Origin of the sequence: Azospirillum sp. A26 (assembly GCF_042604635.1) — a bacterium.
Taxonomy (GTDB): domain Bacteria; phylum Pseudomonadota; class Alphaproteobacteria; order Azospirillales; family Azospirillaceae; genus Azospirillum; species Azospirillum palustre.
In genome coordinates this window covers 613875-625211 of the sequence record NZ_CP170473.1, presented here as the reverse complement: position 1 = coordinate 625211, position 11337 = coordinate 613875, and the positions used below count along the sequence as shown (strand labels likewise).

Genomic DNA, 11337 nt, shown 5'->3' with positions numbered 1-11337 from the left:
ATTCCGACCGGGAGTAACGACCGATGCCTGTGAACCCCGATATTGCCGCCTTCCTCGCGCTCGCAGCGGGTGGACGCGAGGACGGCAGGATGAAGCCGATGCACGCCCTGTCGCCGGCGGAGGCCCGGCTCGCCTTCGAGCACACCTCCCGCATGATGGACCCCGGCGGCGAGCCGGTGGAGCGGGTGGAGGAGTTGTCCATCCCGACCCGCGACGGTGCGGTGCTGCCGGCCCGTCTCTATTCCGCCGACCGGACGGCGATGCCGGCTCCGGTGCTGCTCTTCTTCCACGGCGGGGGCTATGTCGTCGGCAGCCTCGAGTCCCATGACGGGCTGTGCCGGGCGATTGCGGCGAAGAGCGGGATTGCGGTCCTGTCGGTGGCTTATCGGCTGGCTCCGGAATATCGCTTTCCCACGGCTTTCGACGATGCGCTGGACGCGCTGGACTGGCTCGGCAGGGCTGGCGCGGCACTGGGGCTCGACGGCGGCCGTCTGGCGGTGGGGGGCGACAGCGTCGGCGGCAGTCTCGCCGCGGCGATCAGCCTGCGGGCCGCCGTGGATGCCGGCCTGCCGCGCCCGCGTCTGCAGGTGCTGATCTATCCGGTGACCGATGCCACCGCCGAAACCGATTCCCTATGCCGGTACGGGGAAGGGCATCTGCTGGAGCGGGCGACGCTGGAGTGGTTCTATCGTCATTATGCCCGTGAGGAGGCCGACCGGTGGGACGGCCGCTTCTCGCCGCTGTTGGCGGAGCTTTCACCCGGTGTCGCGGCCTCGCTGGCGCCGGCTCTGCTCGTGCTGGCCGAATGCGATCCGCTGGTCGATGAAGGGATCGCCTACGGGCACAAGCTGGCGGCGGCCGGTGCTCCCGTCGATGTGCGGATCCATGCCGGGATGACCCACGATTTCCTGCGGATGGGGGCCCTGGTGGACGAGGCGGAGGAGGCGCAGGACCTGATCGCCGATGTGCTGCGCCGGCATTTGGCCGAGGCTGGCTGACGGTCGTCACCAGCTGTAGGACAGGGTGGCCAGAACTGTCCGGCGGTTGCCGTAGAAAACGGAGTTCTCGTAGAATCCCGGCGAGAAATAGCGTCGGTCGAACAGGTTGGTCGCGGTCACGGTGAGACCGGCGCCGTCGAGTGCCGGGCGGAGCCGTCCCAGATCGTAGCCGAGGCTGACATCGGCCAGCATGTAGGAGGGGACTCGCATGCTGTTCGCGGCATTGTAGGTCGCGCCGACGTAGCGCATCCCGACACCGGCGGTCAGACCGCCGGCCGCTCCATCGTCGATATGCCGCCGCAGCCAGACCGCGGCGGCATGACGCGGTACCGAGGCCACCCGCTTTCCCGTCCTGTCGGTTCCGCCAGGGTAAGGCGTGTCGCGGGTGACCCGCGCGTCGGTGTAGCTGTAGGCCGCCGTCAGGTCGGTCGCGGCATCGAGAGCCGCCTTTGCCTCCAGTTCGACGCCACGCGACCGCACCTCTCCGGTTTGGATGGAATAGCCGGGATTGTCCGGATCGGCGGCAGTGAGGTTGCGCTGAACGGCACGGAACAGCGACAGGGTGAAGAGACCGTCGAAGCCCTTCGGCCGGTAGCGCAGCCCGGCTTCCAACTGTGTTCCCCGGCTCGGCGAGAAGGGGCGGCCCTGCACGTCGCTGTCGCTGTTCGGCTGGAAGGAGGTCGAGTGGCCGGCATAGGGCGTCAGGCCACTTTCGAACCGGTAGGCCAGCCCGACACGCTTGGTGAAGGCCCGGTCGACCTGTGTCGTCTCCACCAGAGGACCATCGGACAGGCGGCCGACAGTCCCGGTACGGCTCCAGTCCAGCCGGCCACCGAGCGTCAATCGCCAGTTGCCGGCGGCGATTTCGTCCTGGGCATAGAGGCCGGTCTGGCGGATGCGGTCGGTCAGGTCGCGGGCAAGCGTCGCGTCCCAGCCATAGGAGCCGCCATAGACCGGATCGAAGACGTCGAGCGCATCGGCCACCGTGCCGTTCCGCCGCGTCTCGTGTGCCCGGTAGCGGCCATGGTCGATTCCCGCCAGCAGGCTGTGGCGCAGCGGGCCGGTGGCGGCGCTGCCTTGCAGGCTGGTATCCGTCAGCAGCGTCGAACTGGTCTTGGGCCGGTCCTGCAACCCGAAGCGGTAGTAGCGGTCCGCTTCCAGCAGGCCCGACGACGCCCAGCTCGACAGATAGCCGACGCGGCTGCGGCTGTAGCGCAGGGTCTGATTCAGCATCCAGTCCCCGGTCAGGGCATGCCGGATGTCGTAGCCGGCCGACAGGCTGCGCGAACGGTAGGAACTCAGCCCGGGATAGCCGAGGAACAGGCTCGAGTCCAGGCGGCCGTATGGATTGTCCAGCACCGTCCCCGCTGCCGGGAAGCTCTGCTCCGCCCCCATCTTTCGGAAATCGAGATAGCTTGCGAGCAGCGTGATGTCGGTCTTCTCGCCAGCGGACCAGGACAGGGCGGGCGCGACATAGAGGCGGTCGTCCGGGGTGCGTTCGATCTGTGTGCCGCTTCGTCGTGACAGCATGGTCAGGCGATAGCGAAGCGTCCCCTCGGCGTCGATCCGGTCGCTGAGGTCGGCCGTGACCTGCCTCCGGTCATGGCTTCCGCCTTGCAGCTGGAGCCGATGGAGCGGGGTGTCGGTCGGGCGCTTGCTGGTCAGGGCGATGGCTCCGCCGGGTGGCATGGCTCCATAGAGTGTGGAAGCCGGGCCTTTCAGCACCTCCACCCGCTCCACGCCGAAAGGCTCGTACTCCAGCCCGTAAGGGTTGTAGCCGCTGCGCAGCCCGTCAATCATGACGGATTCCGAACTCTGGCGGAAACCGCGAACGAAGACGTCGATGGCACCCTGGCCGCCGGGGTAGTCGATGGGGCGGACCCCAGCGCTGTAGGAGAGGGCGGCATTGATGTCCTGGACGTCGCGCCGGTCCAGATCTTCCCGCGTGACGATGGAAAGTCCTTGCGGCGATTCCTCGATGGGCGTTGCGGTCTTGCCGGCACTGCCGCCGTGGCTGGGGAGCCGCGCTGCCTGGCCTGCGGGCGGCGGGCGGCCTTCCACCGTCAGGGCCGGAAGGAATCCGGGATTCTCCTGAAGCCGGCCGATCGTCACCATCCGCTCCCGCATCTCGAAGGCGAGGTCGGTTCCGCTCAGCAGGATGGAAAGGGCATCCGCCGGGGCCATCCGCCCCGACAGCGCACGCGAGCGGCGTCCGGCCAAAAGGTCGGGGTTGTAGAGAATCTGCAAGCCGGTCTGGCGGCCCAATCTGGTCAGCGCCTCCCGAAGGGGCAGGGCAGGGATCTCCAGCAGCATCTCCTGTGCTGTCGGCTCCTGTACTGCCGGCCGCCCGATGTCGGACGGAGCGGGAGCCGGGTCGATGGAGGTCGAAAGGGCAGGGGTGGGCAAGCCCAGCGACGCCGTCCAGACCGCCGTCCAGACCGTCGTCCAACCGGCCGCGACCCGGCAGGCCGCCAGCCAGCCGAGCGCAGGAGGCCGGTGGCCGGCACCCCGGCTTCGGGCGGTTGGGCGGAGCCCCGCAAGACGATCGGTCATCCAAAGCCCCTACAACGCACGCTGGAAACCGCACGGAGAAATTCTGCCGTTTCCTTGTTTGCAAATGATTGTCAGTTGCATTAGCCTGCGGCAGCTTGTCAAGCCAGAGGGATTGCAACCCCACCCGTGGCTTCACTCTGCACAAGGAACTCTCCATGCGACAGGTCGGATCCGTCGAAAGCCAGACCCTGTGCGACGTCTTCACCACGCACCGGCGCTCGTTGATCGGGGTAGCCGAGCGGATCACCGGCTGTCGCCACCATGCCGAAGACGTTGTCCAGGATGCCTTTCTGAAGCTTCTGGGTGCGGAATCGACCAGTTCCATCCGGGCCAAGGCGGGCTACATGATGATGGTCGTCCGTAACCTGGCAATCGATCATTACCGCCGGAAGGGCATGGAGTCACGCTTGCTCGTGGCAGAGGAGGAAGGGCAGACGGTAAGCACGCCGGAGGCGGCGTCGCCGGAAAGCGTAAACGTGAACCGTCAACTTCTGCAGACGCTTGAATCCGCCCTGGCCGATCTGCCGGAGCGGACCCGCTATGCCTTCGAGATGCACCGGATCCACGGCCACAGCCAGAAGGACATCGCGGCCACCCTCGGTGTGTCGCCGACGCTGGTCAACTTCATGATTCGCGACGCGCTGATCCATTGCCGCAAGACGATGAAGCGAATCGACCCGTTGTCCTGAACGACGGCCCGCTGCCGCATCCGCTGCCGCTCTTCGTCAGCGCTGTCACTTCATCGATCGCCAGGAATACCAACAGGACTGCAATCGGTCAGATGTCGAGGCTGACGCTTCCGATCGGGCGGGAACAGCAGGCGAGGATGTAGCCTTCGGCGATGTCCTCGTCGGAAATGCCGCCGCTGTGGACCATGTGGACCTCGCCGGACAGCTTCCGCACTGCAGGTGCCGCAGACGCCGAAGGTGCAGCCGGACGGGATGTTCAGGCCGGCATTTTTGGCGACATGCAGGATGGTGTCGCTCTCGTCGCAGCCGGCCGTCACGCCGGAGGCGCTGAACACCACCTCCGCCGCATGCGAGGGGTCGGGAACGAAGTCGCCGGTCGCCGGGGCTTCGTCGGTGTCGAGGACCGGCGCGTTGAAGCTTTCCTGGAAATAGCGGGACATGTCGAAGCCGAGCGCGATCAGCATGTCGCGCACGCCCTTCATGAACGGCTCCGGCCCGCAGCAGTAGACGTGCCGGTCGAGATAGTCCGGGGCGATGGCACCGAGCATGACCTGGTTCAGCCGGCCGCGATAGCCGGTCCAGACATCGAACGGGTCGTCCTGTTCGACGATGAAGTGCAGCTTGATCGACGGCACGCGGGAGGCCATCAGCTCCAGCGTCCGGCGGCAGACCAGTTCGGCCGGGCGTTTGGCGCAGGTGACGAGGACGACGTCGATCCCGGTGCCGCGGTCGAACAGATAGGTGGTCATCGACACCGACGGGGTGACGCCGGAGCCTGCCGAGAGGAACAGGTACTTGTCCCGCGCATCGGGCAGCAGCGCGAAGCTGCCGGCCGGCCCCTTGGCGCGCAGCCGCATGCCGGGCCGCAGGGTGTCGAGCATCCAGCGGGTGCCGACGCTGCCGGCCTGCGCCTTCACCGTCAGCGAAACCCCCATGGGACGCGACGGCGAGGACGAGATGGTGTAGGTCCGCCACACCGGCCCGCCGGGGACCGGCAGTTCCAGCGTCAGGAACTGGCCGGGCCGGTAGCGGAATTGGGCGCTGAGTTTCCCCCGGAACGATAGACACCGGGTTATGCGGCCTGAAGCTCGGCCTGCTCAGGTGTTCTATAGCCGATTGCCGAGTGGAGGCGTTGGCGATTGTAATAGCCTTCGATGTAGGCGAACAGGTCGCGCTTGGCATTCTCGCGTGTCGCGTACCGGTGATGGTGGACGAGTTCCGATTTCAGGCTTCCGAAGAAGCTTTCCATTGGTGCGTTGTCCCAGCAGTTCCCCTTACGGCTCATCGACTGGGTGATGTCATGGTTTTTCAGAGCCTTGCGGTAGTCTGCCGAGGCGTATTGGCAACCGCGGTCGGAATGGTGCAGAAGGCCGGGGGCGGGCTGCTGGCGCTGGAGGGCCATGGTGAGCGCCGCCAGCGGCAATTCGGTGCGCAGGTGATCGCGCATGGCCCAGCCGACCGCCTTGCGGCTGAATAGGTCGAGGACCACCGCCACGTACAGCCAGCCCTCGTCGGTCGGCACGTAAGTGATGTCGGTGAGCCAGACCTTGTTCGGAGCGGTTGGAGCGAAGTTGCGGTCCAGGAGGTTGGGGGTGATCGGCAGGGCGTGGCGGCTGTCGGTGGTGCAGACCCGAAAGGCCCGGGGGCGCTGAGCCCGAAGGCCATGACGGTGCATGAGGCGTTCGACGCGCCCCCGGCTGACGGTCCGGCCCTGTGCCCGCAGGGCGGCATGAATGCGCGGGGCTCCGTAGCGCTCGCGGTGATCGGCGTGAAGTCGCCGGATGTCATCGAGCAACTGCCGGTTCGCCGCCTTGCGCGGGCTCTCCGGTCGCGTGCGCCAAGCATAATAGCCAGAAGACGACACGCCGAGGGCGTCGCAGAGCACTCGAACCGGGTATTCGTCGCGGCAGTCCTCAATGATCCGGAACCTCATTTCAGAGGCTCCGAGAAAATGCTCACAGTTTTTTTTAGTATGTCTCGTTCCATACGGACACGATCCAGTTCGCGCTTCAAGCGCGCGATCTCCGCCGACTGATCGCCGGCGGCCAGCGGGGCCGGCGCCTGCTTGGTGGGGAGCTGCGCTGGCCCCGCTGACCCGGATACGCGCCGCCGCCAGGTGCGCAGCATCGACGGCTGGATGTCCAACTCCTTGGCAACGTGTTCCAGGGGCCGGCCACTGCTTTCCAGCAGGGCCACTGCCTCTCGCTTGAACTCATCCGTGAAAAAGCGCCGTGTCGTTGTCATGTCCACCTCTCCGCTCCCAACGGGAGCTTAACAAAGGTGTCCACCGATCCGGAGGAGGCTCAGAGGGGAGCGAGCCCAAGCCATCGGACGGTCCTGAGGTGGGAGAATGAACCGCACCGGATGGTCATAGTCCGGCTCCTTGACTGGCGGCATTCCTCTTCAACCCGTGACGGCCGCAGAAAGTCCGCTCAACTTGACGGATATATCATTAAAGCCGACTGTTCAGGAAACGGGGGCTACCTTACTGCTTCTTAACCATTCTGCCGCCATCCTCTTGCGAATTGGAAACGACCCCTGGGGGCGGTTACCAAGGGAGAGATGAGGTGAAGATTCTCGTTGCCGACGATCATCCCCTGTTTCGGGAAGCGCTGGAGCTGTCGATCGGCTTCCAATGGCCCGATGCGGATTTCGTGTTCGTCGAAACCTTGGATGACGAGGAGTTGGAAACCGCTGATGTCGCCGGGCGCTCTTTCGACCTGATCGTGCTGGACTGGAACATGCCCGGCATCGGCGACAGCGATCCGATCACGCGGCTGCGGGAGGTCGGGGTGCGCGGTCCCGTCGCCGTGGTGACCGGGGCGGAGCGCCCGGCAATCGCCCTTGAGGCCTTCCGCCGTGGCGCCTCGGCGTTCCTGCCCAAGACGACGCCGCGCCGCATCCTGGGTCCCTCGCTGAAGGTGGTGGTCGAAGGCGGAACGACGGTGCCGGCAAGCATCCTGCTGGCTCTCGCCGGCGACGACCCGCCGAACGCCCCGGAGGACGAGGGCGGAGAGATCGACGGTGTTGGCGAACAGGCGACGCTGACCGACCGCGAACGGGATGTCTTCACCCTGCTGTCCAACGGGGCGACCAACAAGGAAATCGCCCGACAGCTCGATCTGGCCGAAGTGACGGTCAAATTCCATGCACGCCGCATCTTCAAGAAGCTGGGTGCCCGCAACCGTGCCGATGCGGTACGCCGCGCCCAGGAAACCGGCCTGCTCGACGGAAACAGACCCTGACGTGGTTCGCACGGTTCAGGTCGGGGCCGCTTTTCAGACAGATTGCCGGATCTTTGATGCCCTATTCGCATGTCAACACGCAAAGAGCCGGCCATTCGCTGTCGAAGCGGTTGATCCGCAAGGCCGGCCTCACGGCGACGGTTCTCATGCTGGCCGTTTTCGGCGTCGCGCACTGGGTCGGCACCGATATGCTCGACCGTATCTCCGGGGCGCGGGACGAAGCCCTGGCCCATGAGGTGGCGGCGCGGGTGGCGGTTCTCCGTGCGCAATCGATACAGAAGATCGACGTGCTCGGCGCTGCATTGGCGGCTCGCCACGAGACGCCAAGCCTTGGCGATGGCGCCCTGGACGCGCTGCTGAAACACAGCTTCGATAGCATGCCCGAGCTTGGCAGGCTCTGGATCGTCGGCCGCCCGCTCGAGCCTGGCGCCATGCCATCTCTTGCCGAGTTGCGGGGCATGGCCAGGCTCCTGGCGCGCAACGGAGCCGGGAATGGGCAGCCGGCCGGCCTGGGGGAGGCTGACCACGACCTGATGCGCCGGGCTGTGGAAACCGGCCGCATCCAGTCGGGGGCGGCGCAAACCACAGAGTCCGAGCCGTTTTCCGAAAAGCTGGCGACGGTCGTCATGCCGGTGGTGGTCGGCCATGAGGTGGCCGGCGTGATCGGCTATGACGCGCGGATGGGGATCTGGATCCGCATCGGCGAACAGATCGAACCCAGGATTCAGCCATCCGGCACCGACCTGACGATCCTGTCGCGGAACGGGACCTATCTGTTCAATCGCGACAGGTCGCTTCTCGGCAAGCCGCTGTCTGCCGGAAGCGGCGACGAGGGAGCGGTTTCCTCCCAGGAGGCGGAGGCGCTGCGCTCCGGCACCGCCTTTTCCCACCTGCGGATGGGAGCGTCGGGAAAGGCGGTTCGGCGCGTTGGGATTCCGGTGCCCAACATGACCGGCGAATACCGGCATTATGTCATGCTGGATGCGCCGCTGCCGGTGATGGCCCTGCTGGACGTGCGCATCGCACTGTTCGGGCTGTTCTGCATTGCCTCCCTGACGGTGTTCCTGTTCCTGCTTGGCCGGATGGTGCGACGGATGGTCGGCTTTCCGCTGGAGCAGATCCGCATCGGCATCCAGTTGCTCGACCAAGGCCGTGACGAGGTCACGCCGCCGGCGGCGCTGCTGGAGCGCACCGACCAGATCGGCGACATCGTTCGGGTGATGGAGGCGCTGCGTCGCTCGCAGGGGGAGCGGCGAGAGCTGCGCGAGATGGTCATCCGCAACGCCCGTGACGTCGAGCGGATGATATCGGCCATCGACGCCGCCCTGGACATGATCGTCGTGCTGGATATCGACCAGACCGTCATCTATGCCAACCAGGCCGCCTGTTCCCTGATGGGCGCGCCCGATCCGGACGCCTTGCTGGGACACCGGCTGAGCGCGCTGGAGGATCCGAACACCACCTTGCGCCGTGCCGAACTGCGCCTGACCGATGTCCTGGAGAGCAACGGGTTCTGGGAGGGGCAGTTCGAGGACTACCGCACCGTCTTCGGTGCCTGCGTCCCGGCGATGGAGGTTCGCTTCACCCGGCGGCCCAACGGCGATATCGTCGTGATCGGCCGCGACGTGTCGGCACGCCAAGCCGCGGCCAGGGAAAAGGCCGACCTGGAACACCGCCTGTCGCAGCAGGACAAGATGGATGCCGTCGGGCGTCTGGCCGGCGGGATCGCCCATGACTTCAACAATCTGCTGGGCGCCATGACCGGCTATGCCGATTTCCTGCTCAGCGACCTGCCGGCGGGGAGCCCCCAGCGCGACTATGCGGACCGCATCCGGCGGGTGTGCAACCGCGCCAAGGATATGGTGCAGCAGATCCTGGCCTTCTCCCGTTCGGGCGAGGCGGTGCTGGCGAACACCAAGCCGGCCCGGGTCCTGAGCGACGTCTCCATCCTGCTGCGCACCAGCATCCCGTCGACGGTTTCGCTGAGGGTCGACGCCGTCGACGATCTGCCGGACATCCGCGCCAACGCCACCCAACTCGTCCAGGTCCTGGTCAATCTCGCCATCAACGCCCGCGATGCGCTGCCCGAAGAGACCGGCCGCATCAGCGTCAGCGCCGGCGTCTGGACCGGCGAAGGCGATCCCGCCTTCGACTGCGGTCCGGGCTGGGCGACCTACAAGGCGCTGCCGCCGGCTGCCGGACAGCGCCATGTCATGTTCGAGGTCGCCGACAATGGCAGCGGCATGAACGAAGAGGTGATCGTCAAGGCCTTCAATCCCTTCTACACCACCAAGGAGCAGGGAAAGGGCACTGGCCTCGGTCTGGCTGTGGTCATCGGCATCGTCAAGGCCCATGGCGGCGGGCTGGTGGTGTGCAGCCGCCTCCACACCGGCACGGCCCTGCGCGTCTTCATCCCGGTCGGGGACGCCGCCACGCCGGCCGTGGAGGAGGTGGAACTGGTCGATCTCCCGCAGCTGAGGGCGAAGCGGCGCTGCCGCATCCTGGTGGTGGACGACGAAGGAGACATGGGGGACATGGTGTCCGTCGGGCTCGAACGGATCGGCCACGAGGTGGCTGTCTGCGAGGATCCGCAGGATGCGATCGACGCCTTCGACGAAGATCCGGATGCCTTCCACCTCGTGATCATCGACCAGACGATGCCCGGCATCAGCGGGGTGGCCTTAATCCGGCTTCTGAAGGCGAAGCGGCCGGATCTGCCCTGCATCCTCTACACCGGCTACAGCCGTCTGGTCGATCAGGCCGCCGCCACCGCCGCCGGGGCCGATGCCTTCTTTCAAAAACCCGTGCAGATGTCGGTCCTGGCCGAAACGGTCGAGCGGCTGCTGGACGACGCATCCGGCGCTTCGTCCGACTGCGGCGAGGCGATGCCGCCGGTCACCGTTTAGAGTTTGTCTGATGCTTATTGAAGCACCAGACAAACTCTAAGCTTTTGGTTTTCCGTGTGATTCACGCTTCAAGCGATTCCGCTTGAAGCGATCACACTCCAATATCGGGGGGAGAGTCGCGGCTTCCGCCGGGCAGGGCGGGCGCTGTCAGCCTGGATAGCGCAGCGTCAGGCGATTGACGCTGCTCGTGCGCTCGAACAGAACCGACGGGAAGCATTGCGAAAGCAGCCAAAGGCCGCGTCCACTCTCGGCGAACACGTCGGGGGGATTTGCCACCGCTTCCGCGGCCGCCTCGTTGAGATCGCGCTCGGGGGCGGCTCCGTCATCCTCCAGCACAAGCAGGATGCCGTCGCCGTCCAGCCGGCACGACAAGGCGATCCTGCCGTCCCTGCGTCCGCGGCAGGCATGCTGGACAATGTTGTTGGCCGCTTCGGCGAGGCCGATCTGAAGCTTTGCCAGATTGCCGTCGCCGAAACGGGAGACGAGCACCTGGCACAGCCCGTCCGACAGCAGCGGGACGTCTTCCAGGCGGCTGGCAATTGTCATCTGGAAGAGCATAGGGCCCCGCGTTGTGCGCATGTCACTCGGCAAAGCTGGCAACCGCGTCGTCGCGGGTCTGCCGGACCGTCATCACCTGGTCCATCCGGGTGAGGGAGAACATGGTCTGGACGGCCGGCTGCAACCCGCAGATGACCGGCCGGCCATGTTTGTTGAGCCGCTTGACGACGGACACCAGCGCGCCGAGGCCGCTGGAATCGAGGAAGGTGACGTTGCTGAAGTCGATCACCACCCGGTCGGGATTCCCTTCGATATGCTGCAGGAATTCCTCGCGGAAGCGAACCGCCTGCGCCGCATCCAGCCTCGGGCCGGAGGCCTCCAGCACGAGGACGGGGCCGACCGTATGTGTCTTGAGCATTGGCGTTTATCCTGTCTTATCAATTGTCTT

General features: G+C 66.1%; 9 protein-coding genes. 4 read left to right on the top strand and 5 right to left on the bottom strand.

Annotation, left to right across the window (positions count from 1 at the left end; genetic code table 11):
- Positions 1-23: 23 nt before the first annotated feature.
- Positions 24-998 carry an alpha/beta hydrolase gene (locus tag ABNQ39_RS17190; protein WP_376962022.1) on the top strand — a complete coding sequence of 325 codons (975 nt, stop codon included), beginning with the start codon at positions 24-26 and terminating at the stop codon, positions 996-998.
- Positions 999-1004: 6 nt separating this feature from the next.
- Here the strand turns inward: ABNQ39_RS17190 and ABNQ39_RS17185 are convergent, their stop codons facing one another.
- The gene (locus ABNQ39_RS17185; RefSeq protein ID WP_376962020.1) at positions 1005-3551 is read right to left on the bottom strand and encodes a TonB-dependent siderophore receptor; all 2547 of its coding nucleotides are present in this window, start codon (positions 3549-3551) and stop codon (positions 1005-1007) included.
- Between the two features lie 155 nt (positions 3552-3706).
- Here ABNQ39_RS17185 and ABNQ39_RS17180 point away from each other — a divergent pair, with 155 nt between their 5' ends.
- Positions 3707-4240: an RNA polymerase factor sigma-70 gene (locus ABNQ39_RS17180; RefSeq protein WP_376962018.1), complete on the top strand. Its 534-nt coding sequence runs from the start codon at positions 3707-3709 to the stop codon at positions 4238-4240.
- Between the two features lie 50 nt (positions 4241-4290).
- On the opposite strand, the gene ABNQ39_RS17175 is transcribed toward ABNQ39_RS17180, so the two are convergent.
- Together ABNQ39_RS17175 and ABNQ39_RS17170 are read right to left on the bottom strand one after the other, a co-directional pair.
- Positions 4291-5316: an FAD-binding oxidoreductase gene (locus ABNQ39_RS17175; protein ID WP_376962604.1), complete on the bottom strand. Its 1026-nt coding sequence runs from the start codon at positions 5314-5316 to the stop codon at positions 4291-4293.
- Positions 5313-6484, bottom strand: a protein-coding gene (locus tag ABNQ39_RS17170; protein ID WP_376962016.1) for an IS3 family transposase whose coding sequence is annotated in 2 segments (ribosomal slippage) — positions 5313-6199 and positions 6199-6484 — 1173 coding nt in all. Because the reading frame shifts where the segments join, the coding sequence is not laid out codon by codon here. The genes ABNQ39_RS17175 and ABNQ39_RS17170 overlap by 4 nt, the downstream gene beginning before the upstream one ends.
- Before the next feature lie 323 nt (positions 6485-6807).
- Between ABNQ39_RS17170 and ABNQ39_RS17165 the strand changes: the two genes are divergently transcribed.
- Together ABNQ39_RS17165 and ABNQ39_RS17160 are read left to right on the top strand one after the other, a co-directional pair.
- Complete coding sequence (locus ABNQ39_RS17165; RefSeq protein ID WP_376962014.1) at positions 6808-7485, top strand: LuxR C-terminal-related transcriptional regulator; 678 nt, start codon at positions 6808-6810, stop codon at positions 7483-7485.
- A gap of 56 nt (positions 7486-7541) precedes the next feature.
- On the top strand, positions 7542-10391 hold the full coding sequence (locus ABNQ39_RS17160; RefSeq protein WP_376962012.1) for a hybrid sensor histidine kinase/response regulator: 2850 nt from the start codon (positions 7542-7544) through the stop codon (positions 10389-10391).
- Between the two features lie 147 nt (positions 10392-10538).
- Here ABNQ39_RS17160 and ABNQ39_RS17155 read toward each other — a convergent pair whose 3' ends face one another.
- Together ABNQ39_RS17155 and ABNQ39_RS17150 are read right to left on the bottom strand one after the other, a co-directional pair.
- Positions 10539-10949: an ATP-binding protein gene (locus ABNQ39_RS17155; RefSeq protein WP_376962010.1), complete on the bottom strand. Its 411-nt coding sequence runs from the start codon at positions 10947-10949 to the stop codon at positions 10539-10541.
- Between the two features lie 22 nt (positions 10950-10971).
- The gene (locus ABNQ39_RS17150) at positions 10972-11307 is read right to left on the bottom strand and encodes an STAS domain-containing protein (protein ID WP_376962008.1); all 336 of its coding nucleotides are present in this window, start codon (positions 11305-11307) and stop codon (positions 10972-10974) included.
- Positions 11308-11337 lie beyond the last annotated feature (30 nt).